Here is a 23,695-nt window from a genome sequence, read left to right on the forward strand (position 1 = left end):
GGTCGATGCTGGTGTTCTAGCCGGGAGGGAGCCAGTGCACCTGGCTCACGGCCAGGGGCAGGGGGGTCAAGGCCAGGCTCACCGCGTCAATCAGCACGGGCTGGGCCGGTGGCGGTGGCTCGCCGATCGGGGAGAGCGGCCGCAGCGCGGCCAGCAGCTGCTCGCTGCTGGGGTCGTAGTGGAGGCCCGTGCCCGGCTCCAGTTCCCAGCCGCTGAGGCGCCGGCGCCCCAGCTCCCGGCCCTGGCGGTCCAGCACCAGCAGGGAGAGTTCCGGCAGGCCGCGGCCCTCCACCAGCAGCGCCCAGGCGCGCTCGCCGCCCCGGCTGCAGGCGCTCGCCACCAGGGCTTCCGAACCCAGCCAGAGCTGGCGGGGCGCCTGGCCCGGCTCCACCAGCTCCAGGGAGCGGCGGAAGTCGGGCCAGTGCCGCAGCAGCAGGGCCCGTCCCGCCTGGGGGCAGAAACTGCTCAGGTCGCGGCTGCCCGGCAGGGTCTGGCGGCGGGGCTGGCGGGGCGGCAGGGTTTCCAGATGCAGCCCCTCGCTGTCGGGCACCACCACGGCGCCGCCGCCAGGCAGCAGCAGCATCGGCCCGGTGGCCTGCCAGGGCAGCCGCGAGCGCGATCCCTGGGGTGCACCATCGCGGCGCGGGGCGATCAGTTCGGCGCGGGTGCCGGAGGCGTCGAGGTCGCCGCTCTGCACCAGCAGCTCCCCCAGCCGGTTGCTGCTGAGGTGGGCGAAGGTCACCGGCTCCTGCCCCAGGGGCTGGGGGGCGGCCGCCTGCACGGACGCCAGCCCGCGCTCAGCGGGCGCCAGGTTGCGCTGCTGCAGGGCGATGGTCCAGAGCCGCAGCTGCCCGGAGGGCTCGCGGCTGGCCGCGGCCACGCCGGAGCCATTGCCGAGCGGGATCACCACGGGAATCGAGGGCCACACCGGGCTGATGGCGCTCCAGCTGCCGTCGTGGTGGCGCAGCTGCAGCTGCTCCCCGTCCCCCTCAGGAACCACAGCCATCACCCTGGGGCGGGGATCCCACAGCCAGCGGCTGGGTGGCAGGGCCAGGCCGCGGCCATCGCGGCCGGTGAGATCGAGTTGCAGGGGCTCCGCCAGCCGCTGGCCATCGCCGAGGCTGAGCAGCAGGTTGTCGCCCCGGCCCAGCCAGCGGTGCTCCAGGGCCGGTTCCAGACGGCTGCCTTGTTGCAGGCTCTCGGCCGTGATCGGGCGACTGAAGCGGGCCTGCAGCGCCGCGGGGCCGGAGCTGGCCGGGGCGGTGCTGAGGCGCTCCAGGCGGGGCGGCAGGCGCACCAGCAGCTGTTGCTGCACGGTGGCCACAGCGGCCAGTGCCCCCAGGGCCCCGAACAGCCCGCGGCTGCCGGGGGAGCGCAGCGCCTCCAGCCTGTGCTTCATGGCTCCAGCGGCCGGGCCGGCCGCGGAATCGGCTGAATCGAGCTGGGCACCACCTCCAGCCGTCCCTCGCTCACGGCCATGCGGCCTTGGATGGCCAGCCACTGGTCGGTCTGGGGCCTGGCTGCGTCGCTGGGCCAGCGCACCGGCAATCCCACCGGCGTGGCATCGGCCAGACAGCAGCGCACCAGCAGCCTGGCCAGCTGGGGTGGCTCCCCCTCGATCGGCAGCACGAAGCCACTGATCCGTACCGGATCGCCCTCGAACAGCTGCGGGTCGGGCTGGCTGCGCAGCAGCCGCACCCAGTCGGTGAGGCTGCGCTGGGCCGGAGGCAACACGAAGCTGAGCTCGGCGTCGGCGGTCTCATCGCTGGGGCGCTGGCTGGCCAGATCGGCAAAGGAGGGGTTGGGGGGCAGCAGCAGCAGGGCGACGGCGATGGCCACGGTGAGCAGATCCCGCCAGCCGCTGCCGGGCTGGGGGCGTTCCGGTCGGCAGCGCAGCTGGGCCACGGCAAGGCCGAGCAGCAGTGCCCCGGCGATCCACACCAGTGGATGGAACACAGCCCGCAGCAGCAGATCCAGCCGGCCATCGACGCTGCTGCGCAGCATCACGGCGGCCCAGAGGGCCAGGGGCATGGCCTGGCGCAGCCGGGGCAGGTAGCGGTGTTTCAGGCTCGCCATCTCAGAGCTTCCACAGGTTCACCCACTGGCCGATCACCAGCACCAGCAGGCCGGCGCCGGTGGCTGTCACCAGAAGGCCCTTGGGGCGGAACAACAGGCCGAGAAGACCGATCAGCTTGAGGTCGATCACGGGCCCCAGCAGCAGGAAGGCCAGCAGCGCCCCTGGCGTGACCTGGGCCGCGAAGCCCAGGGCCAGAAAGGCATCCACGCTCGAGCACACCGACACCACCAGGCTCAGGGCCATTAACGCCAGGATCGAGAGGGTAGGGGTGCCTCCCACGGCCAGCAACCACTGGCGGGGCAGCAGGCTCTGCACCAGGGCGGCGATGGCGCAACCGAGCACCAGCAGCAGGGCCAGATCGATGAACTCGCGGCTGCCGTGCTGGAGCACAGTCGCCCAGCTCGGCCGCTCCACCGGCTGCGGCGGTGCCATGGGCTCGGTGAGGCCCACCACCCCGGCGCGGCGCTCCAGCAGGCTGACGCTGCTCAGGGGCTGGTTCAGCCGCCGCTCCTCCAGCAGATCGGTGCGGAACAGCTCGGCCTCGGGCAGCTGCCGCAGCACCAACGCCAGGCCCAGGGCGAGCACCACGGCCCCGAGGGGCCGGGCCAGCAGCATCCAGGGCCGGTCCGGAAAGGCGGCCCAGGTGCTGGCCAGCACGATCGGATTCAGCACCGGAGCGGCGAACAGAAAGCCCAGCCCCGTGCCGACCGGCGCCCCCCCCACCAGCAAGCGCCGCGCCACCGGCACGTTGCCGCACTCACAGGCCGGCAGGGCGAACCCCAGGGCGGCGCCGGTGAGGGGCCCCCACACCGGGTGGGCCGGCAGCCGCCGCAGCCAGCGCCCCCCCGGCGCAAAGCGCCGGGCCAGGGCGGCGATCGCCACGCCGATCAGCAAAAAGGGCAGGGCCTCCACCAGCAACCCCTGAAACAGGGCCCAGGCCGTGGCCAGGCGGGTGAGACTCACGCTTGCGACCCCCCAGGGAGGCTGGCGTCAAACCAGGACGGCGTTGCGGTGTAAGCGGCGGCGTTGTGGCTGTTCTCCCGGGCTTCGGTCTTCCAGCAGCAACTGCGGCCGCCATCGCGGCGCCGCAGCAGTTCGTTGGCCCAGCCCCACACCAGGGCGGCACTGGCCTCCATGCCCACGTTGTCCATCACCCGCAGATCCAGGGCGCCGGCATTGTGCAGGGTCTGCCAATGCTCCAGCAGGGGATCGTCCGCATTGGCCAGAAACGTGTGGTCGAACTGGTGGGCCAGCTGGGCCTCCAGGGGCCTGAGGCTGGAGAAGTCCACCACGAAGCCGCAGGCATCGAGGGCGGTGGCGGCGAACCAGAAGGTGAAGCTGCGGCTGTAGCCGTGCACGAAGCGGCAGTGGCCGTCATGGCGCCACTGGCGATGACAGCAGGGATAGCCCTCAAACTGCTTGCTGCAGGTGTAGGTCGCCGGCGCGGGCATGGGAGAGGATCGAGGCAGCGGCAGAGCGGTGACGTTGCAAGGTCTATTTCAGCGTGGGCCGGGGCAGCGGCCGGAGTCCGGCCTGATCGAGGCGCTGCGCTTCAGTGCCGATGGCCTGATTCCCGCCGTGGCCCAGGACTGGCTGGACGGGGCGGTGCTGATGCTGGCCTGGATGAACCGGGAGGCGTTGCAACGCACGTTGGAGAGCGGCGAAGTGCACTACTGGAGCCGCTCGCGTCAGGAGCTCTGGCACAAGGGGGCCACCAGCGGCCACATCCAGCACCTGCGCGGCCTGCGTTACGACTGCGACGCCGATGTGCTGCTGCTCAGCATTGAGCAGGTGGGTGATGTGGCCTGCCACACCGGCGCCCGCAGCTGCTTCTATGACGATGGGCCCGAGCCCAGCGGCGGCGGAGCCGCCGCCCCGCCGCCGCCCGCCGATGCCTGTACTGAACTGATGCGGGTGATTGAGGGGCGCCGCGACCAGCCCGAACCTGGCAGCTACACCAACAAACTGCTGGAGGGTGGTGACAATCGCATCCTCAAGAAAATCGGCGAGGAGAGTGCCGAGTTCGTGATGGCCTGCAAAGACGGCCAGCCGGCGGAGATCGCTGGGGAGGCCGCCGATCTCGTGTATCACCTGCAGGTGGCCCTGGCCTTCCACGGCGTCAGCTGGCGGCAGGTGCAGCAGGTTCTGGCCTCCCGCAGCGGCGCTCCCCGCAGGGACTGAGTCCACCATCCCCCTGAGATGCCCATGGGGGCAAACCTGGCCATGGTGCGTCGCACCTGCGGCTGGCTGCTGGGCCTCATCCCACGGTTGCGCTGATCCCGTGTGCCGAGCTCTTTGCCCCGCCCAGCTTCGTCTACGCGTCGGCCCTGGCTGGTGATCCTGAAGCTGATGGCCTTTCTGCTGGGGGCGCCGTGGCTGCAGGCGGCGGCTGGCTGAGGCCGGGCTGGGCCTGCAGCCAGCGCAAGGTGGCCCGATCCCGAGCGCTCAGTTCCAGCACCGGCACCGGGCCGGGAATGGCGGCCAGGGCGTCGCCGGGCGTATCGCTGTGGCCCCACAGCCCGAAGGCGTGCCCCAGCTCATGCAGGGCTGTCGCCTGGGTGGCCTCAAGCCGCTGGCCCGGGCTCACGCTCACCAGCACCTCGGGCTCCAGCTGCCAGCGTCCCAGCCGCTCCACGGCGACGAGCTGCAGTTCGGCCCGGCCATGGCTGGCGCGTCCACCCCTCAGGGGAGGCCGCCGGCGCAGCAGCTGAATCTGGGCCTGGCGTGGATCGTCCACCAGGGTGATGGGCAGCTCCGCGCTCCAGGTGTCCAGGGCGGCCTGCACCGCCTCAAGCCAGCGGCCATCCCATCGGGCAGCAGGCCCCGCAGTGGCGGCGGGTTCGACCCAGATGCACCAGTGGTCCCGCCGGGGCCAGCCCAGGTGGGTGGGCCGTAACAGGTGGCGGTAGTCGCTGGCTACTGCCGGGACGGCTGGCGGCGTGCTGCGTTCGACAGCGGTGGGTGGAGGTAGCAGCCGCCTGCCCGCGGCAAGGGGGCATGGAGGAGTGGCGGCTGGCGAGGTGGCCCGCAGGGGCAGGGCCATCAAGCTGCTCACCAGGGCAGCTCTGGTGCCCATGCCCAGCAGCACCAGGAGGGCCCCGGCGCAAGGCGTATCAGGCTTCATCAAGAAAGCCATCCTGCTCAGCGCTCTCAGCCGAGCCCCTGGCCGGGCAGCCCCACGCCGCGGGCCATCAGGGTGGCCAATAGGGGAATCAGCGCGAAGCCGGCCAGCTCAATGTTCAGAATCCAGGACAGGCGTTGAGCCAGGGCCTCACTCACCTGGGGCAGTTCGCCTTTGCGAAGCGGAATCGCCCAGAGGATGTAGGTGATGGTTGGGTAAAGCGACAGCGCTCCCACCGACAGGTAGACCCCGACCTTCCACCAGAAGAGCGGATTTTCCGTGTAGAAGCTGCTGCCCTGTCCGTAATACAACACACGCAGGATGCCGCTGCCCAAGAGCGCCAAGGCCGCCAGGCCATAGACAATGTCAGTGATCACCATCAAAGTGGCGTTCTGCTTGCTGGGATTTGGGCCGATCAGACGGCGTTCCAGCACAAGGGCCCCGAAACACACCATGAAGCTCAGGTAGTGCACATAAGCCACCCCGGCACGGGGGAGCACATCGGCGGGAAGTACGGCCGGCAGGGGCATGCGGGGGTTAATTCCAGAGTTCTTCAGCCGCGCGAGCTTAACGTTGGTATCGCCCTTGCCGCGAGCTGGCGGCTCAGAGGTGAAGCTGAAGTGTTGCTGAAAATGTGTAGCAATTTGGAAGGTTGGAAGCCTTTCCGCTGGTTCTACGTTTGGCTTGAAAACTGCTTAGGTTCATTGCACTGGAACAGCTATCGATGCCAAGCTCACTGAGCGCCTATCTGGCCGAGATCGGTCGCCACCAACTGCTTTCTCCGGAGCAGGAGCTCACCCTGGGTCGCAAGGTGCAGGCCATGGCCGGGTTGCAGGAGCGCTGCCGCGAGGCCGGCGGTCAGGGACCTGCCTGTGAGTACAGCGATCAGGAGCGCCGCACCATGCGCCTTGGTGAACGGGCCAAAAACCAGATGATCACCGCGAACCTGCGGCTGGTGGTGAACCTGGCCAAGCGCTATCAGAACAAGGGCCTGGACCTGCTGGATCTGATCCAGGAAGGCACCCTGGGCCTCACTCGCGCCGTTGAGAAGTACGACCCTACCCGTGGCCACCGGTTCAGCACCTACGCCTACTGGTGGATCCGGCAGGGCCTGAACCGTGCGCTCTCCACCCAGAGCCGCACGATTCGTATCCCCGTCAATGTCAATGAGAAGCTCACGCGGCTGCGAGCCGCCAAGGCCGGCTACCTGCAGTCCCACGGGGTGAATCCCAGTGCTGCCGCTCTGGCGCGGGCGATGGGGCTGCCCCTCAATGAAGTGGAGGAGCTGCTCGGTTGCGAGCTGCGCAGCATCACCGTGAGCCTGCAGGGCGTCGTGAAGTCGAAGTCAGACCCGTCCGAACTGGTGGATGTGCTGCCGAGTCAGGATCTGGCCCCCATGGAGCGGGCGGAACTGGCCGAGCGGAGTGCCTCGGTGTGGGTGTTGCTGGAGCGCTCCAACCTCACCCCCAAGGAGCGCACGGTGTTGATGTTGCGCTTCGGGTTGGATGGCAGCCACGAATGGCGCACCCTCGCAGAAGTGGCGCGACAACTCGATTGCAGCCGGGAGTATTGCCGCCAGGTTGTGCAGCGCGCCCTGCGAAAACTGCGGAAAACCGGCATTGAGACCGGTCTGGTGGAAGCCTGAATCGGTCAACATTGGCAACGTTGGCCCTTGGAGTGACCTGTGTCCCCATCCGTTGATGCCGAGGTGCTCGAAAGCACCGTCGTTGACGAAGCTCTGCTGCTGAGGCTATTGCGCCGCGCCGGGCGCGGCATAGCCAGGCCAGCTCTGGAATGTCTGGAGATGCTCCTGGATGGCGACACCCCTACGCCGGCCAAGCTCACCGTGCTGGCCGCACTCACCTATCTCCTGGTGCCTCTCGATCTGATCCCGGACTTCATTCCCGTGGCCGGCTTCAGTGATGACCTGGTGGCCATCACCGCCCTTCTGGGCATCTGCGGTCGCCACCGCAGCGAAGCCATACGGATGCGGGCGCAGCGCAGACTGGACCGGTGGTTTCCGCTGGGGCGCTGACCGGCCGTTCTTGCACTGCAGCCGTTCCCCGCTCCGCAGCCCTTGCCTTCCCCCCCCGTCGCCATGTCCCAGCTGAGCCCTGAGCAGCTCGAGGAGCTTCAGGCCTTCCTCAAGGACTGGTTGCGGCACACCGGCCGCACTCAGGCAGACCTGCGCCGGGCGCTGCAGGCGAGCTCGATCCGGATGCCGGTGCTGCTCGAAGTCCTGCAGCACACCTATGCCGTCCAAGGGCTCACGGGTCTGGCCGGCCAGCTGTGTGGCATCGAGGCGCGCTGGCAGGTGGAGGACCAAGCTGTCGAACCTGTTTCCGTGCCAGCTGCCGTCGACGGCAGTGCTTCCCTCGGCCAGCTCGATCTGTTGTTGCAGGAGATCCGCTCTGAACGGCGCGAATGAGGTGCTGCCGCCAGATTGGATGCATTGTTGGACATCCGCATGATCACGTTCCTGCGCCAGGTCAACCGCCACCTTGGTGCCTTCAGGGGCCCCTGTCCCGGTAGGGCCCTCGTGCTGCTCTGCCTGGTCTGGGGTGCTTTGGAGCTGCCGGCAGCCTTGGCCCAGCGGGAGGGCTATCTGCTGGGTCCGGGCAGTTCCGTTGGCCCTGCGACCCGGGTGAAGCCCACCAACTGCACCACAGCACCGGATGGAGCGGTGACCTGTGACACTGAGCTGGAAAACCCCGTCGGGGACACCCCGGCCCGGCCCCAGTTCGAATTGTTCGAGAACTGAGCGGCCCTCGGCAGCTGCATCGTTCCTTGGGGCTTCAGGCCCCAACCCCACCTCTGGTGCAAGAGTTGGGCCCCTGATCGATGCCAACCCTGTCCCCGCCCCTCGTGTTGCGCCTGCAGCGTCTGTTCGACGACCTCAACTACCTGTTCGTGATCGACCGCGCCGAGCGGCAGCTGGCCAAGCTGCTCGGCATTGTGCTGGTGGTGGTGATGGCTGCGGCCACCCTGCAGCTGATCTGGCAGGTGGCCTTGGCCCTGAGCATCCCCCAGACCCCTTGGCTGGGAGACAAGCTGAACCGGGTGCTCGGCGATCTGCTCAACCTGCTGATCGCTGTGGAGGTGCTGCAGAACATCACCTCCTACCTGCGCCGCCATGTGGTGCAGATCGAACTGGTGCTGCTGACGGCCATGACCGCCGTGGCCCGCAAGGTGATCGTGCTGCCCGCCGGAGCCGAGAGCAAGCCTCAGTTGCTGGCCGGCCTGGGCATCGCCGTGCTCGCCCTGGCCGGCGCCTACTGGTTGGTGCGCTCGCTCACCATGCGCAGGAAGCGCTCCAGAAGAAGGCAAGCCAGACGGAGCCGGGGGCAGGATCTGTAGCGACCACACGATGGCGGCGGTGGGGAGGGATCACCATCCAGTCGCCCCGCTGCAGTGGCGTGGCCACGGGCTCATCGGCGAACTGCAGCAAGGCTGAACCCTGCACCAGGGTGATCCACTCGTGGTCGGCCTGGTCATACCACTGGTCACCAGGGGTGCTGGCCGCGCAGGAGTGGATCCGCTCCAGCCTCCAGTCCTTGCCCCTCACCAGCACGCTGCAGGATTCAGCCCCCTCCGGTGGGCATGGCTGGCTCAGGAGATTGGTGAGAGCGTCTCCAGGCCGCTGCTGCTCTCCCCAGCGGCTCCCGATCTCAAAACCACAATGGCGCGCCAGCTCCACCACCTGGTGATGGTGCTCACAGTCCCTCAGGGTCCGGCGCAGGCAGGGATCCGTCTCGGTGAGTGCCACGAAGGCATTCAGTTGCCTCACCTTCTCCAGAAACTGTTGCAGTTGGGCTTCAGCCACGGGCGGCAGCGGCACCGGGGTGCGCGGTGGTCAGCCGTTTGATCATCCGCCAGCGCTCGAAGCTCACCCCTTGCAGCTGCACGGTTTCAGCCGCCGCCACCTGCCAGCCGCGCCGCAGCAGCAGGGGCCTGGACAGCTGACTGGCCTCCGTGCGCAGCTCGGAGACGCCACGGAGTTGAGCCTGGGCCTCCAAGTGCTCCAGAAGGGTGCTGGCCAGCCCGCGCCGGCTCGCCGTACCGCGGCAATAGAGCAGTGAAAGGCGATCGATCGGCTGGAGAATGCCGAAGGCCTCGAGCTCTTCGGGTTGATCTATCGGGTGGCTGCCCAAGCCGTAGCCGTGCTGGAGGGCCATCGCCACGCCATTGCTGCGGGAGGCATGCTCAACCCAGGCTGCAATCTGATCGGCACTGTAGAGCCGAACCGCCTGGCTGATGACGGCGTCCTGATAGAGCATGATCAGCCGATCCAGATCGCACGACCGCAGGATGCGCAAGCGGTTCATCCACCCGATCCGTCCGGCGCATGTTCTATCACCTTCTCCACGGTGGCGGTGGCCGTGGCAAGAGGGCAGTCCAATTGGATTGGGCTCTGCGTTCTCAAGTTGCGAGCTTGTCAACAGCATCCGGTGGTGTAAATTTAAGATGTCTTAGAGGGAAGTTTCCCCCTACCACCTCCACCTACCACCTCCCTGACCGATGCTCACCGGATCTGAACTGCTCGCCAAGGTCAAAGAGCTTGGTGACGTGAGTAAGTCGGACATCGTCCGTGCCTGCGGTTACGTCTCCACCAAGAAGGACGGCGGCGATCGCCTCAACTTCACTGCCTTCTATGAAGCCCTGCTCGAAGCCAAGGGCGTCGAGCTCGGCGGCACGGGCAAGGTCGGTAAAGGCGGGCGCAAGCTCAGCTATGTCGCCACCGTGCAGGGCAATGGCAACCTCTTGATTGGCAAGGCCTACACCGCCCTGCTCGACCTCAAGCCCGGCGATGAGTTTGAAATCAAGCTGGGCCGCAAGCAGATTCGTCTGATCCCTGCCGGCGCCGCCGACGAAGAAGAGGATTGATCCTGCTGGGCACAGCCCGCCGCTCTGAAGGCGCCACCGCGTCTGCCAGTGGTCTGGTTGAGCTGCTTTGCAGGGTTCCCGGCCCAGAACAGCTCCCTTGGGCTGTTCTGGGCCTTTGTGTGGCTGTCGCCTTCAGCGCAGCCGGTGCCGATTGCCACCGGAGTGGCAACCTGAGGGATCAACAGGTGTGATTCAGAAGATGCCGGTCACTGTTCTCTGTCCGCAACCAGCTGCTGCCTCCCGGCTGCAGGAGATCCTGCACCGCGGTCTTGTGCTGGCAGCGACCCTGGTGTGGATTGGCTTGATGGGCCTGGCGCCTCCTGCTCTCGCTGCAGCGGTGAGTGGCGATGGGGCTGAGCTGTTCGCCAATCATTGCTCGGGCTGCCATATCCATGGAGGCAATGTTCTCCGGCGGGGAAAGACCCTGAAGCTGGCCGCGCTGGAGCGCCAGGGCGTGGCCTCTGAGGCCGCCATCGCTGCGATTGCCGCCGCCGGAGTGGGCCAGATGGGAGGGTATGGAACCGTGCTCGGCGATGACGGCGTGCAGGCGGTAGCGGCCTGGGTCTGGAATCAGGCCCAAGCGGGCTGGCCCCGTGGCTGATGGTGACGCCGATTTCGAGCAGGGCTAAAAGGCCTGAATCCAGCCATGGATCTCTACGGCAGTCCAGATGCCTTTTCGCCAGTAGATGTCGCCTTTGACGAGGGCCTCGACCTGCTCGCGGCTTTCGGCTTCATAGATCCCGAACACATGGGTGCTGCCTTCGGTGGGTCCCAGGGTGATCAGCACTCCCGCCTGCTTCTGCTGCTTCAGTCCGGCCAGATGCTCGTCCCGAAAGGGTGTGCGCTTGTCCAGGGCATCGCTGCAGTAGGTGCCCCAGAGCACGAAGCGTGCCATGGCGGAGTTGTGAAGGTTCCCGACCCTATCGGTGCCGGTGCACAAAGCGGAACGCGCTACCGCCAACGCCATCCTCACCCCAGGCACGAGGTGATAGGAAGGCAGGACCCCCTGCTCCCCCGGTTGCAAGCCATGTTGATCCGTGCCGCCGCCCTGGTGACCCTGGCCTTCGCAGCGCTGGCGTCAGAGCTGCCTGCCGAGGCCAACATGATGGATTTCATGATCCGCAAATACTGCCTGTCGGCGGTGAATGATGAGGTCAAGGCCTCCGGGAAGCCCGCTCCGGCCGGCATGGCCGACTACACCTGCGACTGTGTCGTGCAGCAGATGAAGAGTGGCAGCAGCCAGGAGCAGGCCAAGGACACCTGCAAGGCCCGCACTGCCAAGAAATACCAGCTCTGAACGCGTCTGGCCTTCGTCAACCCGGTGCTGACAAGGGTCGCTTCAGGGTTGACGGCGCCAGATCAGGATCCGATTGTTCGCCGGCAGGTACGCATCGGCCACCGGTTCCAGACCCTCGTGCCTGGCAAGGCGATGCAAGTCGCTGCTGTCGCGCACGCCCATGGCCTGGTCGATGCTGCGCAGGTGGGCATCAAAGGCGGCATTGCTCTCCGCTGTGTGCACCCCGTTGTCGCAGAAGGGGCCATAGAGCAGCAGCAGTCCAGCCGGACCGAGCACCCTGGCGCTTCCGGCGATGAGGGCCGCCACGGCGGGCTCGCCCATGATGTGGGCCGTGTTGGCGCTGAACACGGCGCCGTAGGGGCCGGCCGGCCAGGCCTGAGCCTCCAGCACATTGAGCCCCAGGGCCGGCAGCAGCCGCGAGCCGGTGGCACGGTGCTGGGTCCCCTCGTGATCGATGCGCTCCTGTAGCGCGCCCACCCCTTCAGGGCGCTCACTGGGCTGCCAGATCAGTTGCGGCAACAGCTGGGTGAAGATCACTCCGTGCTGGCCACTGCCGGAACCCACCTCCAGCACCTCGCCGCCCTCAGGCAGCCACTGGCGCAGCACAGCCAGGATCGGAGCGGCATTGCGCTCGCAGGCAGGGGAGTACAGCATCACGGAGGGGTTGTGCAGCTCAGGAATCCAGCCCCGCCCGCAGCTCTGAGCAGAAGCGGCCAGCGGCCGCGGCCACATCGGCTTGCTGGGCATGGGCCTCGGCCATCACCCGCACCAGGGCACTGCCCACGATGGCGCCATTGGCCCCCCAGTCGCGCACCTGGCGCACCTGCTCCACACCGGAGATGCCGAAGCCGACGGCCACTGGGGTGTCTCCCGCCGCCTTGAGGTGGCTCACCAGCGGCCCCACCCGCGCCTCAAGCCCGGCGCGCACGCCTGTGACCCCGGTGACACTGACCAGATAGGTGAAGCCGCGGCTGGCCTGGTGGATGCGGGCCATGCGTTGGGCCGGGGTGGTGGGGGCCACCAGCAGCACCAGATCGAGCCCGGCGGCGGCGGCGATGACGGAGAGTTTCTCGGCCTCCTCCAGGGGCAGGTCGGGTACCACCAGGCCGGCGGCACCGCAGGCCGCTGCCGCCTGGCAGAAGGCCTCCATGCCGCGGTTGAGCAGGGGGTTGCTGTAGGTGAACAGCACCACCGGCAGGGTGAGCTCGCCGCGCAGGCCGCTCAACATCTCCAGCACCCGTGCAGGGGTGGTGGCGCCTGCCAGGGCCCGGCTGGCCGCCGCCTGAATCACGGGGCCGTCGGCGAGGGGATCGCTGTAGGGGATACCCAGCTCCACCAGGTCAGCGCCGGCCTGCTCCAGGGCCAGGAGGGTGGACCGGGTGACCTCCAGATCCGGATCTCCGGCCATCAGAAAGGGCATCAGGGCGCAGCGACCCTGCTGCTCCAGGAGACCGAAGCGCTGCTGAATGGGGGTGGGGGCGACGGACACAGCGGCTGCAGGGGCTGGCTTGTGAGCCTATGTCTCGCTGTGGATCGTCTCACTTGAGGGGGAGCTGCCCGGGACCATGGGCGGTGCGACCTCGGGCGGATCTCCATCGAGTTGGCCGGCATCGCGCATCAGCCGCAACTGCTCCTCAGGGCTGAGGGCATCGAATTTGCGTTGCAGCGCTTCGGTGGTGGCGGCGTCATAGGCCTCTCGGTAGGTGCGGCGCTGCTGCATGTAGGTCATGTTGCCGCCCAGTGCCCGCAGCAGGTAGCTGGCCGTCCAGCCCACCACCAGCAACATGAGCAGGGCTGAGGCGGCGATGCCGGCTGAGAAGGTCTCGAACCCGTTGGCCTGAAACAGTGCGTAGCCCAGAGCGCCGAGACCGAATACCGCCAGTCCCAGCAAGAGGGATTGTCCCTTGGTCATTGGGCGCTCTGCCCGGCCATGCGCAGATTGATGAACGGTGCGAACAACATCAGCCCTGGGAAGAACAGAAACACCAGCCCGTACACGCCGAAGCGTTCCACTTTGCCCATCACCGTCCAGCGCTTCACCATCCAGGCATAGAGGGCCAGGGGGATCACCACCAGATAGGCCCCGCCCAGGACCACGTAGAGGGCGAGCAGCGGCAGCGCCCCAGAGGGCAGCGCACCCAGAAGACCAAGGAGGGACACGGCCAGAGTGACATCGACGCGAGCAAATCTAGAGTGCCTTTGCCGGGGGCATGGCGGAATCGGTAGACGCAGCAGACTTAAAATCTGCAGACCGCGAGGTTGTGGGGGTTCAAGCCCCCCTGCCCCCACTAGGGTCGAAGCCAAGCCGAAGGGAGCCAGGGTGGTGAGACGAGTCCCAGCCCAGCAGCCAACGCCAGCCCAGCAGCCAACGCCAGCCCAGCAGACCGCCAGCGCCGGCCGGGGGCGAAGCTCAGGCCTGGAGAGGGCTTCAGCCCCAGCGTCGCGGCTGCTGCCCTCCCTGCTGCTCGGTACCCTGCTGGCCGCCGGGGGCCTCGGCTCGGCCCTGGCCACGGTGGTGTTGCTGACGGGAGCCAGGCCTGGCCTCGCCCAGGCAGCGGCCAAGCCACGGCAGGTCACGGTGAAAGAGGGAGACACCCTCGAGGTGATTGCCGGACGCCATGGCGTATCGGTGGATGCACTTCAGCGTCTCAATGCCATCAGCGATCCCCGCACCCTGCAGATCGGCCAGGTGCTCAGGCTTCCCCCAGCCACCGCTCCCCGCACCGGCGCCAAGCCAGCCACAACACCCAAGCCTGCTCCTGCCAAGACCCCGGCCCCGGCTCCCGCGGCGAAGCCAGCTGCTCCCCAGCCAGCCGCCCAGACCCCTGCAACCCCCGCTCCAGCAACCTCCCCAGCACCGGCCAAGCCGACCGAGCCGCCGCCGGCAGCGACGGCCCCAGGATCGGCGACCCCAGCCACTCCGGCGGCCGCGGCTGCCTCCCCCGCCGAGAAGCCCGACCAGAGCCGCTGGCGCTATTTCGGCAACACCCTGGTGGACTGGGGCAGCTGGAAGCTGCATCCCGGTGGACTGCGCGTCACGGTGGTGCAGCCCGCTACGGAGGACGTGGGGGCATCAAGGGCGAGGGCCACGGCCGTGGCGGTGCAGTGCAGCAGCCTGCGCCAGACCTGGCGCGTCGATGGGGCGTGGCTTGCCTGGGCCGTGCCCGAGCCCCGCTCCGTGGGGCAGCAGATCGTGCTCGACCTCTGCGACGAGGTTCAGGCTTCACCGGAAGCGGCCATCCCTCCCCCGGCTCCCGCTCCGGGGGTCTGACCCCGCCACCCCCATCCACCCCTGACCCTGGCGGCCCTGGTGCAGGGCCGATACGTTGCCGGCGAGTCCATGGCGCACAGGCATGCCCGCCTGGTTGTTTCGTTCCACTGGTGGCGCACTGCTGCCCCTGCTCTTGTCGGTGGCCGGCGGCCTCGGCCTGTTCTCCCCTGCCGTTCAGGCGCGTGACACGCCCAGGGCCGATGCCCTGCAGGCGATCCGCCAGGTGTGGCCGCTCGAACACCTGGGCAGCGCCATCCGGCTGGCCCATTTGGAGAGCGGCCTCACTCCCACCGCGCTTGGCTGCGGAGGGGATTGCTTTGGCCTGTTCCAGATCCACTTCAGCGCCAACCGGGGTCTGATCACCGCGATGGGCATTCGCACCCCTGAGGAGCTGCTCGACCCGCTGGTCAACAGCAGCGTGGCCTATGCCATCTTCCAGCAATCCGGCTGGCAGCCCTGGGGGATTGAGCCCTGAGCGCCCCAAGGCCTGCCGTGGAGGTCGCCCTCGCCGTGCTTGAACAGGGTGGCCAGTGGCTGATTCAGCTGCGGGATGATGTCCCCGGCATCGTGGCCCCGGGAGCCTGGGGATTGTTTGGAGGCCATCTCGACCCCGGCGAGAGCCCGGCTGCGGCCGTGCGCCGCGAGCTGCTCGAGGAGATCGGCTGGTGGCCTCCCGCTCCACTCCCCTTCTGGTTCTCCCATCGCAATGCTCACCGTGTTGCCCATGTCTTCCGCGCTCCCCTGCCGCTGCCTCTGCAGGCGCTCCAGTTGCTGGAGGGCCAGGACATGGTGCTCGCCAACCCCGAGCTGCTGCGCAGCGGCCAGGCCTGGAGCCCCCGGTTGCAGCAACACCGTGCCATTGCCCCCTCGCTCCGGTGCGCCCTCAAGGCCCTCGAGCAGCCGCACTGAGGCTCCCAGGGGCCGAGGCAGAGATGTTCTGAAGCGTTCAGAAGCCTGATCCGGGCTGCTGCAGGAACGCCTCCTCCTCCGGGGTGGACGGACGACCGAGCAGCTGATTGCGGTGGGGGAAGCGCCCGAAGCGGGCGATCACCGCGTGGTGGCGTTGGGCGAACCTGGCGGTGCGGGGGTCACTCCAGCGGACGAACAGGGGCAGGCTGGCCTCCTGCACGGCCAGGTCTTCGCTGTGCATCATCGGCATCAACCAGAACTGTCGGCGGGCGATGACGGGTTCTCTGGCCAGCCAGCCCCGCTCCACAGCAGCCTGGCTGAGGGCCAGGGCCTGAGGGTCCGCTCCGAAGGCCCGGGCACTGCCACGCCAGATCTGGCGTGGCAGCTGATCCAGGAGCAGCACGAGGGCAAGCGCTCCAAGGGGCTCATCGCCCCAGCGGTTCAGCGCTCCTGCGGCGGCCTGCTCGGTGAGGGAGAGGAAGCGGTGGCGCACGCAGGCATCGAAGGTCTCATCCTTGGCGAACCACTGCCGCGGCGGCGTGGCTTCAAACCAGAACTGCAGCAGGTAAAGCGCCTGAGGGTTGGTGACAGCGCCGCCGTGATCAGGGGTCATCCCGCTGACGATGCCACGAGCTGGCGCAGGCGGACGCGCCAGGCGGCATGGCCGGGCCCGAATTGCTCGATCAGGGCGTCCCCGGCTGGATGCAGTCCCTCCCGCGAGACGGCCGCAATCTTGAGTGCCGGCTCCATGGCCTCAGCCAGCAGAAGCCCCGGCTGGAGTGCCCCGGCTGCCCCTCCCGGGCCGAGGCCTGGCCGACGTCAGATTGCTGCTTCCAGGCCTCAGGCTTGATCGATGGGACACTTTCGGGTAAGTTAGGTGGGTTCGGCAGAAGCCGGCAGTTCGGGCCCTTGCTGCAAGTCCGATCTGACCACGCCGAGCACAGCGCCCTTGGCTCCCCACGCTTCCTGGGAGAGCAGCCCAGGCCAGATGGCCTGAAGGTCTACGCCCTTGGAGAGGCCCGTCTGGACGGGGAAGGGCATTCCTGCTGCGTCATTTCGAGATCTCCACCTGGCCATGGGCCTAACTGCGGCGCCGTTCAGGCGTCTCTGCCGGCCCCTGGACTCATCACTTCACCACGCCATTGCTTGACCGATCACCATGACCACACTGCACCGCTCCACACGCCAACGTCCCCTGCGGGGAGGCCCCATGGGGCGTGGTCCTTCAGGACCGTCCTGCCCGTTGCGTCCCCTGGGTGGCAAGGGCTCACGCCAACCGCTCGCTTCTCAGCCGCTCACCTGGGAAGACCTGCTGGGTCAGCGCTGAGCCCCGGCGGCCCAGGGGAATCTCAGCCCAGCTGACGGATGGCGCCCACCAGGGCCACCACCCACAATCCCGCCGCACTCAGAAAGCTGATCCCGAAGCCGGGGCCCCGTTGTTCCGGAGCCTGCATGTAGCCCACGGCATAGGCGATGCGACCCGCGACCCAGAGGATCCCGAGCAGGTTCACCACTCCCCAGGTGCTCCAGAGACAGGCCAGCCAGTAGCTGGGCAGAAAGAACACCAGCTGCTCCAGGGTGTTCTGCTGCACCCGCAGTGCCCGTTGGAAGGGTTCGGGGCCGTCCACCGCCGGTGGCTTCACCTGGTGTCTGAATCGCGCCCGCCCCACGGCCAGTGCCGTGCCCTGATAGACGCCGAGGCCGGCAAGGGTCACCAGGGCCGGTAGGGCGAGGCTCGTCATCGTGGTGCGGCAGCAGCCCCCATCTTTGCCACTGATTGAGCCGCCTCCCGAGCCATCGCCCCCCTAGTCCCACAATTGAGCCGACTCACCCTGCGACGGCTCGCGCGTGACCAACCTGCTCCCCAGCCTTCTGCAGATCCTGCTGGGCATCCTGTTGCTGTTCGGCGGTGGCGAGCTGTTCGTGGCGGGGTCCACGGCGGTGGCCCTGATGCTCGGCATCCCCCAGATCGTGATCGGTCTCACGGTGGTCTCCCTGGGCACCAGTGCCCCGGAGCTGTTCGTGAGCCTGATCGCCACGGTGCAGGGCAATGACGCCATTGCCATGAGCAACGTGGTGGGCAGCAACATCTTCAACGTGCTGGTGGTGCTCGGCATGAGCGCCCTGGTGGTGCCCCTAAGCGTGCGCAGCCGCCTGGTGCGACGCGATGTACCCCTGCTGGTGGCCCTCTCGATGGCCGTCTGGGGGATGGCCAGCGGCAGTCGGCTCACCTGGCAGGCCGGCGTGGCCCTGTTGGTGGGACTGCTGATCAATCTGGTCTGGGAGATCCGTACGGCCGGGGAAAACCCCGAGGAGGCGGGGGAGTTCGACGCCAGCGAGCGCCTTTCGGCCCTTGGAGCCGGACTGCGCCTGCTGGGCGGGCTGGTGCTGCTGGTGGTGGGCTCCCAGGTGCTGGTGCGCGGCGCCACCACGGCTGCCCTGGCCCTGGGCGTCAGCCAGACGGTGGTGGGGCTCACGATCGTGGCAGCCGGCACCTCGATGCCTGAGCTGGTCACCTCGCTGGTGGCCACCTACCGGGGCAAAGTGGATCTGGCCATCGGCAATGTGGTGGGCAGCAACCTGCTCAACCTGTTCCTGATCCTCGGACTCTGCGCCACGGCTTCAGGCGGCAGGGGGCTGGCGGTGGACCCCGTGCTGATCCAACGCGATCTGCCGGTCATGGTGGTCACCACCCTGGCCTGCCTGCCGATCTTCTGGAGCCAAGGCCAGATCACCCGGCTGGAGGGCGGGATTCTGGTGATGCTCTACGCGCTGTACCTGGGGGAGCAGGTGCTCAGCAACAGCGTCAGCAGCCTCACCGATGAATACCGACTGATTGCGCTCACCGCCGTGGTGCCGCTGGTGCTGGTGTTTCTGGTGTGGCAAGCCCTGCGCTGGCGGCATGAGCGCAAGGCCCGGATTTGAGCTTCCGAATGCCTGTCTAGATCCCGAACTGCCGGCAGATCAGCCAGGGCACCAGCAGAGTCATCAGCAGCGTGAGTGGGAAGCCATAGCGGGCCACATCGAGAAAGCGGTAGCGGCCGGGGCCGAACACCATCAGGTTGGTCTGGTAGCCCACCGGGCTCAGGAAGCTCTGGCTGGCCCCGAACAGCACCGCAAAGATGGCCGCCATCGGCGGCATGCCCAGCCCCAGCGCCAGTTGGGCCGCGATCGGAATCAGCATCGCCACGCTGGCGGCATTGCTCATCACCTCAGTGAGCAGCGTGCTGAACAGGAACACCGCCGCCAGGGCCCAGTACGGGGGCCATGTCTCCAGCCCTTGGATCAGCGCCTGGGCCAGGGCCTCCGCCAGACCAGTTTTCTCCAGCGCCACGCTGAAGCTGGCCAGGGATCCCAGCAGCAGGATCACATCCAGCCGGACCGAGCGCTGCAGCTCCCCTGGCCGCAGGCAGCCCGTGACCACCATGGCCACACTGCCCAGCAACACAGAGGCCACCAGGGGCAGCACCTGCAGACTCGGCAGCAGGATCGACAACCCCACGATCGCCACCGCCACCCGCTTGCGGCTCACGGTGGGCAGGTCGTCCTCGATCTGCTCCAGCACCACCAGATCGTTGCCGGCCAGCAGGCCCCTGATGGCATCGCGAGGACCTTGCAGCAGCAGCACATCGCCCTCGTGCAACTGGGCCTGGCCAAGGCGCTCCCTCACCACGGCGCTGCCGCGGCGCAGGGCCAGCACGGTGGCGTTGTAACGCTGGCGGAAGCGCAGATCGCGCAGGCAGCTCCCCGCCAGGGTGGAGCCCGCCGGCAGCAGGGCCTCCACCATCCGCTGGCTGTTCTGGGCGTCGGGAATCGGAGGGCTTGAGGCCCCCTCCTCCGGCGTGGGCGCCAGCACCACCGTGTGCTCCTGCTGCAGCCGCAGCAGATCGCTGCGGGTGCAGCGCAGCACCAGCCGATCGCCCAGCTCCAGCCTCCTGTCGGCCAGGGGGGGCTGAAAGCGCTCCTGCCCACGGTGCAGCTCCAGCACGTCCACATCGAAGCGCCGCTGCAGCCGGCTGCCGTGCAGCGACTGGCCCACCAGTTCGGAGCTCCCAGGAATCTCCACCTCGGTGATGTAGCCGCTGCTGGTGAAGCCCCGGGCCAGATCGTCGTCATTGTTGCCGCGATCAGGGAGGAAGCGATCGGAGAGCAGCACCATCGCCAGGCTGCCGGCGGTCCACACCCCAAGGCCCACCGGGGTGAACGTGAACAGCTCGAAGGCGCCATAACCCAGCTTGCTGCTCACCTCGCTGGCCAGCAGGTTCACCGAGCTGCCCAGCAGCGTGAGGGTGCCGCCCAGCACGGTGGCAAAGGAGAGCGGCAGCAGCACCTTGGAGGGCGCAATCCCCCGCCTGTGGCACCAGCCCTCAATCACCGGCAGCAGCGAGGCCACGATCGGCGTGTTCGGTACAAAGGCCGAGACAGGCCCCACCACGCCTGTCAGCAGGAGGATCATCCGCCTGGGGCTGCGCACGGCATCGGAGCCGATCAGACCCCGGAGCCGGTCCAGTCCCCCCGAGCGGAACAGGCCAGCCGAGAGGGCGAACAGGCCTACCAGGGTGAGCAGGGCGGGGCTGCCAAAGCCCTCCAGGGCCTCAGCTGGCTTCAGCACTCCCAGGGCCATCAGCAGGCCCACAGCCAGCAGGCCGGTGACCTCTGCCGGAATCCAGCTGCCGATGAACAACACCACGGAGAGCACCATCACCGTGAGAGTGATCAGGGCCTGGGGGGCCAGCACAGCCTCAAGCAGGGGGGGCAAGAACCAGGCGTCAGCGTTGGCTGAATGTAGGGGCTTCGCTGCCGGGAACTCCCCTGGCTTCAGCTGCCCGGCAGCTCGGCCAGATCGTCCGTGGCGCCCATCACCACCAGCAGTTCCCCCTTCTGCAACACATGGGAGGCGGGGGGATTGACGGTGAGCTGGTTGTCCGGTCCGGCAGCCAGCACGCTCACGTTGAAGTTCTTGCGCAGGTTGAGATCCCGCAGCGACTGGCCGATGAACGGCTCCGGAACCCGGATTTCCTCGATGCTGTTGCGGTCGTCAAGGCGCAGCCGGTCCAGCAGGTTGGGGCGCACCAGTTCGAGCCCCAGCCGCTGGCCCTGCATCTTCGATGGGAAGATCACCCGGTCGGCGCCGACCCGCTGCAACATCTTCATGTGAAGATCATTGGTGGCCCTGGCGATCACCTGCTTCACCTGGCTGCCTTTGCTGTCCTTGGCAATCAAGGTGGCGGTCACACTCACCTCGATCGGTTCGCTCATGGCCACCACCACGGTGGTGACATCCAGAACCCCGGCGGCCCGTAGCGCCTCCTCGTCTGTGCTCTCCACCTTGCGGGCGGTGATTGAGGGATCGAGCCGGTTGATCCGATCCACTGCGGAGGGGTCATTGTCAATCGCCAGCACGTCGGCTCCGCCCTTGCTCAGCTCCAGGCAGAGCGCCGTGCCGAATCGGCCGACCCCGATCACCGCGAAGCTGCCCATGGCACGGCTCTCGGCCGGATTCCAGTTCCACCAGTTGCTCATCGTTGCGGGGGGTCCTGCAGGGCCAGATCGGTGGATCCTCGCTCAGGCCAGGCCAGGGGCCTGTTTCGCCAGAGGGATCAGGTTCAGATGTAGAGGTCTTCGCGCGGGTAGCCCACCCGGGCCTGGCGGCGGCTTCCGTAAAGCGCCGAGAGCAGCAACAGAATGCCCAGCCGGCCCACGAACATCCCCACCATCAGCACCAGCTGGCCCCAGCGGTTCAGCTGGGCCGTGACGCCGAGATCGAGGCCCACGGTGGCGAAGGCGGACATGCAGGTGAAGAGCTTTTCGAGAAAGTTGAAGCTGTTGGCGCCTTCCGCGCCGCCGGCCGTGGGCCCCAGACCAAGCAACAATGCCATCAGCAGCACGAAGATCAGCGAGGCAATCGTGACTCCGATGGCTCGCAATACCACCCGGTCGGGGATCTGGCGGTTGTGAATGACCACCTCTTCCCTCCCCTGCAGGGTGGAACGGGTGGTGGCCATCAGGGTGGCGAAGGTGGTGGTCTTGATGCCCCCGCCGGTGCCGCCTGGGCTGGCACCGATGAACATCAGCACAATCACCAGCAGCAGCCCGGCGTCGGAGATCGTTTCCACCGAGAGGGGCACCGTGGAGAAACCCGCTGTGCGGGTGGTGATCGACTGAAACAGGGAGACCTGGAGCCTCTGAAGCAGACCGAGGGATTGGACAACGCCCCCGGTGGCGAAGGATTCGGTGAACACCAGGCCCAGGGTGCCGAACAGCACCAGCAGCAGGGTTGACCGCAGCACGAGGCGGGTGTGCAGGCTGAGCCGACGCATGCCGCGCCAGGTGGCGCGGTTGGCCCACAGGTCATTGATCACTCGCCAGCCGATTCCCCCCACCACGATCATGGTGGCGATCACACCATTCACAACCGCGTTGTCGCGATAGCGCTCCAGGCTGCTGCTCCACAGCCCGAAGCCCGCGTTGTTGTAGGCGCTGATCGCATGAAACAACGAGGCCCAGAACCGCTCCAGAGGGTTGGCGATGTCGGTGAAACCAAAGCTGTAGAGCAGCAAGGTGCCCAGCCCCATCATCCAGCAGCCCGCCACCAGGATGCTGTTGAAGGTGGGACCGATGCCCCCCACGCCGAATTCATCGAGCGCACGGCCCTTGTCGAGTCGGGAGCGCAGCCCCGAGTGACCCTGCACGAAGCCCTGCAGAAAGGTGGTGATGGCCATCAGGCCCAGTCCGCCGGTGATGATCAGCCCCGCCAGGGCCATCTGCCCCAACAAGGTGAGATCGGTGCCGATGTCGATCACTGACAGACCCGTGACAGTGATGGCGGAGGTCACCGTGAAGAGCGCTTCCCACAGCCCCACCTCAGGCGATGAGCAGAGCGGACTGGAGAGCACCAGGGTGCCGGCTGCGATCACCAGCGCACCCGTGACCACAGCAAACTGGGGCACGGTGAGCCCGTGGCGCCAGCGCAGCAGGGCCTCCCAGGGCCCCGTACGAGCGGTGCGGCGCGGATGGCTGTCTTGAAGGGCGATGTCAGGGGGCGGCATCGCCGCGGGGATCAGGCCGGAGCGCCCTAACCTAAACCCACTCCCCCCCTGGGTTTTGCCCCCGTTGCTGGCCTGGTTTCCCGATCTCCCCCAGCTGATCGACCGGGCTGCCCAGCTGGATCCCCTGCTCGGCTACGGGGCCATCGCCCTGGCCATGCTGCTGGAAAACCTGATCCCGCCCATCCCCTCGGAAGTGCTCCTGCCCCTGGCGGGTTACGGCGTGGCCAGGGGGGATCTGGCCCTGCTGCCCACCCTGCTGGCGGCCCTGTTCGGCACCGTGTTGGGGGCCTGGTGCTGGTATCTGGTGGGTCGGCTTGTGCCGCGGCAGCGGCTGGAGCGGTGGCTGCTCCACCATGGCGGCCTGGTGGGCCTGCAGCAGGGCGATCTGGAGCGCAGCCGCTCCTGGTTTCTGGCCCATGGCCGGGCCCTGGTCTTCTGGGGGAGGATGGTGCCCGGAATGCGTACGCTGATTTCGGTGCCGGCCGGTCTTGAGCGGATGGCCCAGCTCCCCTTCCTGCTCTGGACCACTGCAGGAAGCCTGATCTGGAGCACGGCCCTGATCCTGGCCGGCCGGCTGCTGGGTCTGCACTATCCCCTGGTGGCCGAACGATTGGCCCCCTATGGCGAGACGCTGCGGGTGCTGTTGCTGGTCGCCCTGCCCGCAGGGGTGGGGGTGATCGGGGCGCATCGGTTGGCCCGGCTGCGGCAACGGCAATCCTGAGCGGGGACCATCCCCAGAGTGGATTGGATCACCCCTGCTTCTTGAAGCCATAGGACATTCCTTCCCGACGCCAGCCCAGCGGGTGGAGAACCCGCTTAAGGTTTCCTTCGCAACCTCCTTACCCCCAGCCTCTGTCCAATGCATCAACGCCTTGTCCCTTGAGCTGTGCTGCTCTGGACGGTGCTCAATCTCTGCTTTCCAGAAGGCCTTGCTGGTGGCCCGCTAATGGCCTTCACATGTGCCCTGGACACTACTCCTGGTTCACTCAGATCTCAGGGTTGTCGCCATTCTTCCTCTTGTTCAGCACACCCCTCCATCCCCGGGCCATCATCAGCCAGGCTGATCTCCTTCCGCCCCATCGCTGCA

At 67.7% G+C, this 23,695-nt stretch carries 32 protein-coding genes and 1 tRNA gene; 15 read left to right on the forward strand and 18 right to left on the reverse strand.

Translation table 11 applies throughout. The annotated features are described in order from the left end of the window. Positions 1-16: 16 nt before the first annotated feature. Genes ACWJIO_RS12950 through ACWJIO_RS12965 form a run of 4 tightly spaced genes read right to left on the reverse strand, consistent with a single transcriptional unit; the run spans position 17 to position 3,528 of the window. Positions 17-1,399, reverse strand: a complete 1,383-nt coding sequence (locus ACWJIO_RS12950; protein ID WP_480314029.1) for a hypothetical protein — start codon at positions 1,397-1,399, stop codon at positions 17-19. After that, the gene (locus ACWJIO_RS12955; RefSeq protein ID WP_480314031.1) at positions 1,396-2,076 is read right to left on the reverse strand and encodes a TIGR03943 family putative permease subunit; all 681 of its coding nucleotides are present in this window, start codon (positions 2,074-2,076) and stop codon (positions 1,396-1,398) included. The genes ACWJIO_RS12950 and ACWJIO_RS12955 overlap by 4 nt, the downstream gene beginning before the upstream one ends. Position 2,077: 1 nt before the next feature. Next, a complete protein-coding gene (locus tag ACWJIO_RS12960; RefSeq protein ID WP_480314033.1) occupies positions 2,078-3,040 on the reverse strand; it encodes a permease in 963 nt (320 codons plus the stop codon). Next, positions 3,037-3,528, reverse strand: a complete 492-nt coding sequence (locus ACWJIO_RS12965; RefSeq protein WP_480314035.1) for a 6-carboxytetrahydropterin synthase — start codon at positions 3,526-3,528, stop codon at positions 3,037-3,039. The genes ACWJIO_RS12960 and ACWJIO_RS12965 overlap by 4 nt, the downstream gene beginning before the upstream one ends. An 82-nt stretch (positions 3,529-3,610) precedes the next feature. Here ACWJIO_RS12965 and hisIE point away from each other — a divergent pair, with 82 nt between their 5' ends. After that, entirely contained in the window at positions 3,611-4,258 is a 648-nt protein-coding gene (hisIE, locus tag ACWJIO_RS12970) for a bifunctional phosphoribosyl-AMP cyclohydrolase/phosphoribosyl-ATP diphosphatase HisIE (protein WP_480314170.1), read from the forward strand. A gap of 133 nt (positions 4,259-4,391) precedes the next feature. Here hisIE and ACWJIO_RS12975 read toward each other — a convergent pair whose 3' ends face one another. Together ACWJIO_RS12975 and ACWJIO_RS12980 are read right to left on the reverse strand one after the other, a co-directional pair. Further along, the gene (locus ACWJIO_RS12975) at positions 4,392-5,201 is read right to left on the reverse strand and encodes a peptidase (protein WP_480314037.1); all 810 of its coding nucleotides are present in this window, start codon (positions 5,199-5,201) and stop codon (positions 4,392-4,394) included. A gap of 26 nt (positions 5,202-5,227) precedes the next feature. Then, positions 5,228-5,728, reverse strand: a complete 501-nt coding sequence (locus ACWJIO_RS12980; RefSeq protein WP_480314039.1) for a DUF2214 family protein — start codon at positions 5,726-5,728, stop codon at positions 5,228-5,230. Between the two features lie 194 nt (positions 5,729-5,922). Between ACWJIO_RS12980 and ACWJIO_RS12985 the strand changes: the two genes are divergently transcribed. The 5 genes from ACWJIO_RS12985 (at position 5,923) to ACWJIO_RS13005 (ending at position 8,555) form a co-directional block, all read left to right on the forward strand. Continuing rightward, positions 5,923-6,843, forward strand: coding sequence for a sigma-70 family RNA polymerase sigma factor (locus ACWJIO_RS12985; protein WP_480314041.1), 921 nt, complete (start codon positions 5,923-5,925; stop codon positions 6,841-6,843). Positions 6,844-6,882: 39 nt separating this feature from the next. Then, positions 6,883-7,233, forward strand: coding sequence for a YkvA family protein (locus ACWJIO_RS12990; RefSeq protein WP_480314043.1), 351 nt, complete (start codon positions 6,883-6,885; stop codon positions 7,231-7,233). Positions 7,234-7,296: 63 nt separating this feature from the next. Continuing rightward, the gene (locus tag ACWJIO_RS12995) at positions 7,297-7,626 is read left to right on the forward strand and encodes a hypothetical protein (RefSeq protein ID WP_480314045.1); all 330 of its coding nucleotides are present in this window, start codon (positions 7,297-7,299) and stop codon (positions 7,624-7,626) included. 39 nt (positions 7,627-7,665) lie between these two features. Beyond that, positions 7,666-7,959, forward strand: a complete 294-nt coding sequence (locus ACWJIO_RS13000; RefSeq protein WP_480314047.1) for a hypothetical protein — start codon at positions 7,666-7,668, stop codon at positions 7,957-7,959. An 80-nt stretch (positions 7,960-8,039) separates the two neighbouring features. After that, positions 8,040-8,555, forward strand: a complete 516-nt coding sequence (locus ACWJIO_RS13005; RefSeq protein ID WP_480314049.1) for a phosphate-starvation-inducible PsiE family protein — start codon at positions 8,040-8,042, stop codon at positions 8,553-8,555. On the opposite strand, the gene ACWJIO_RS13010 is transcribed toward ACWJIO_RS13005, so the two are convergent. Together ACWJIO_RS13010 and ACWJIO_RS13015 are read right to left on the reverse strand one after the other, a co-directional pair. Continuing rightward, on the reverse strand, positions 8,491-9,021 hold the full coding sequence (locus ACWJIO_RS13010) for a Nif11 domain/cupin domain-containing protein (protein WP_480314051.1): 531 nt from the start codon (positions 9,019-9,021) through the stop codon (positions 8,491-8,493). The two genes, ACWJIO_RS13005 and ACWJIO_RS13010, sit on opposite strands and share 65 nt — an antisense overlap. Then, positions 9,014-9,523, reverse strand: coding sequence for a GNAT family protein (locus ACWJIO_RS13015; protein WP_480314053.1), 510 nt, complete (start codon positions 9,521-9,523; stop codon positions 9,014-9,016). The genes ACWJIO_RS13010 and ACWJIO_RS13015 overlap by 8 nt, the downstream gene beginning before the upstream one ends. Positions 9,524-9,716: 193 nt before the next feature. Here ACWJIO_RS13015 and ACWJIO_RS13020 point away from each other — a divergent pair, with 193 nt between their 5' ends. Both ACWJIO_RS13020 and ACWJIO_RS13025 read left to right on the forward strand, forming a co-directional pair. Beyond that, positions 9,717-10,082: an AbrB family transcriptional regulator gene (locus ACWJIO_RS13020; RefSeq protein ID WP_480314055.1), complete on the forward strand. Its 366-nt coding sequence runs from the start codon at positions 9,717-9,719 to the stop codon at positions 10,080-10,082. A gap of 199 nt (positions 10,083-10,281) precedes the next feature. Continuing rightward, positions 10,282-10,683, forward strand: a complete 402-nt coding sequence (locus ACWJIO_RS13025) for a c-type cytochrome (protein WP_480314057.1) — start codon at positions 10,282-10,284, stop codon at positions 10,681-10,683. Between the two features lie 24 nt (positions 10,684-10,707). Here the strand turns inward: ACWJIO_RS13025 and ACWJIO_RS13030 are convergent, their stop codons facing one another. Continuing rightward, the gene (locus ACWJIO_RS13030; protein ID WP_480314059.1) at positions 10,708-10,977 is read right to left on the reverse strand and encodes a YciI family protein; all 270 of its coding nucleotides are present in this window, start codon (positions 10,975-10,977) and stop codon (positions 10,708-10,710) included. A 132-nt stretch (positions 10,978-11,109) separates the two neighbouring features. Here ACWJIO_RS13030 and ACWJIO_RS13035 point away from each other — a divergent pair, with 132 nt between their 5' ends. Then, positions 11,110-11,379, forward strand: a complete 270-nt coding sequence (locus ACWJIO_RS13035) for a hypothetical protein (protein WP_480314061.1) — start codon at positions 11,110-11,112, stop codon at positions 11,377-11,379. A gap of 42 nt (positions 11,380-11,421) precedes the next feature. Here the strand turns inward: ACWJIO_RS13035 and ACWJIO_RS13040 are convergent, their stop codons facing one another. The 4 genes from ACWJIO_RS13040 to ACWJIO_RS13055 are packed head-to-tail and all read right to left on the reverse strand — an operon-like array spanning position 11,422 to position 13,539. Beyond that, positions 11,422-12,033, reverse strand: coding sequence for a DUF938 domain-containing protein (locus ACWJIO_RS13040; protein WP_480314063.1), 612 nt, complete (start codon positions 12,031-12,033; stop codon positions 11,422-11,424). A 19-nt stretch (positions 12,034-12,052) separates the two neighbouring features. After that, positions 12,053-12,868, reverse strand: a complete 816-nt coding sequence (gene trpA, locus ACWJIO_RS13045) for a tryptophan synthase subunit alpha (protein ID WP_480314065.1) — start codon at positions 12,866-12,868, stop codon at positions 12,053-12,055. A gap of 27 nt (positions 12,869-12,895) precedes the next feature. After that, the gene (locus ACWJIO_RS13050; protein ID WP_480314067.1) at positions 12,896-13,291 is read right to left on the reverse strand and encodes a DUF3007 family protein; all 396 of its coding nucleotides are present in this window, start codon (positions 13,289-13,291) and stop codon (positions 12,896-12,898) included. Further along, positions 13,288-13,539 (reverse strand): NAD(P)H-quinone oxidoreductase subunit L, encoded by a 252-nt coding sequence (locus ACWJIO_RS13055; RefSeq protein ID WP_480314069.1) that lies wholly within the window; start codon positions 13,537-13,539, stop codon positions 13,288-13,290. Before ACWJIO_RS13055 ends, ACWJIO_RS13050 begins: the two co-directional genes overlap by 4 nt. Positions 13,540-13,583: 44 nt before the next feature. Between ACWJIO_RS13055 and ACWJIO_RS13060 the strand changes: the two genes are divergently transcribed. The 4 genes from ACWJIO_RS13060 (at position 13,584) to ACWJIO_RS13075 (ending at position 15,559) form a co-directional block, all read left to right on the forward strand. Beyond that, positions 13,584-13,667 (forward strand) — tRNA-Leu (locus tag ACWJIO_RS13060). 35 nt (positions 13,668-13,702) lie between these two features. Further along, positions 13,703-14,650, forward strand: coding sequence for a LysM peptidoglycan-binding domain-containing protein (locus ACWJIO_RS13065; RefSeq protein WP_480314071.1), 948 nt, complete (start codon positions 13,703-13,705; stop codon positions 14,648-14,650). 82 nt (positions 14,651-14,732) lie between these two features. After that, complete coding sequence (locus ACWJIO_RS13070; protein WP_480314073.1) at positions 14,733-15,125, forward strand: transglycosylase SLT domain-containing protein; 393 nt, start codon at positions 14,733-14,735, stop codon at positions 15,123-15,125. A 17-nt stretch (positions 15,126-15,142) separates the two neighbouring features. Further along, complete coding sequence (locus ACWJIO_RS13075) at positions 15,143-15,559, forward strand: NUDIX hydrolase (protein WP_480314075.1); 417 nt, start codon at positions 15,143-15,145, stop codon at positions 15,557-15,559. A 37-nt stretch (positions 15,560-15,596) separates the two neighbouring features. Here the strand turns inward: ACWJIO_RS13075 and ACWJIO_RS13080 are convergent, their stop codons facing one another. Both ACWJIO_RS13080 and ACWJIO_RS13085 read right to left on the reverse strand, forming a co-directional pair. After that, complete coding sequence (locus ACWJIO_RS13080; RefSeq protein WP_480314077.1) at positions 15,597-16,172, reverse strand: DUF924 family protein; 576 nt, start codon at positions 16,170-16,172, stop codon at positions 15,597-15,599. Between the two features lie 736 nt (positions 16,173-16,908). Continuing rightward, complete coding sequence (locus ACWJIO_RS13085; protein ID WP_480314079.1) at positions 16,909-17,301, reverse strand: MAPEG family protein; 393 nt, start codon at positions 17,299-17,301, stop codon at positions 16,909-16,911. 106 nt (positions 17,302-17,407) lie between these two features. On the opposite strand from ACWJIO_RS13085, the gene ACWJIO_RS13090 reads away from it, so the two are divergent. Beyond that, positions 17,408-18,484, forward strand: a complete 1,077-nt coding sequence (locus tag ACWJIO_RS13090; protein WP_480314081.1) for a calcium/sodium antiporter — start codon at positions 17,408-17,410, stop codon at positions 18,482-18,484. A gap of 16 nt (positions 18,485-18,500) precedes the next feature. Here the strand turns inward: ACWJIO_RS13090 and ACWJIO_RS13095 are convergent, their stop codons facing one another. The 3 genes from ACWJIO_RS13095 to ACWJIO_RS13105 form a co-directional block, all read right to left on the reverse strand. Beyond that, positions 18,501-20,318, reverse strand: coding sequence for an SLC13 family permease (locus tag ACWJIO_RS13095; protein ID WP_480314083.1), 1,818 nt, complete (start codon positions 20,316-20,318; stop codon positions 18,501-18,503). 59 nt (positions 20,319-20,377) lie between these two features. Continuing rightward, positions 20,378-21,082 carry a potassium channel family protein gene (locus ACWJIO_RS13100; protein ID WP_480314085.1) on the reverse strand — a complete coding sequence of 235 codons (705 nt, stop codon included), beginning with the start codon at positions 21,080-21,082 and terminating at the stop codon, positions 20,378-20,380. Between the two features lie 83 nt (positions 21,083-21,165). After that, complete coding sequence (locus ACWJIO_RS13105) at positions 21,166-22,608, reverse strand: TrkH family potassium uptake protein (protein WP_480314087.1); 1,443 nt, start codon at positions 22,606-22,608, stop codon at positions 21,166-21,168. 55 nt (positions 22,609-22,663) lie between these two features. Here ACWJIO_RS13105 and ACWJIO_RS13110 point away from each other — a divergent pair, with 55 nt between their 5' ends. After that, entirely contained in the window at positions 22,664-23,329 is a 666-nt protein-coding gene (locus tag ACWJIO_RS13110) for a DedA family protein (RefSeq protein ID WP_480314089.1), read from the forward strand. The last annotated feature ends 366 nt before the right edge of the window (positions 23,330-23,695 follow it).

Source organism: Paraciimarium castrense LEGE 11436 (genome assembly GCF_056633055.1).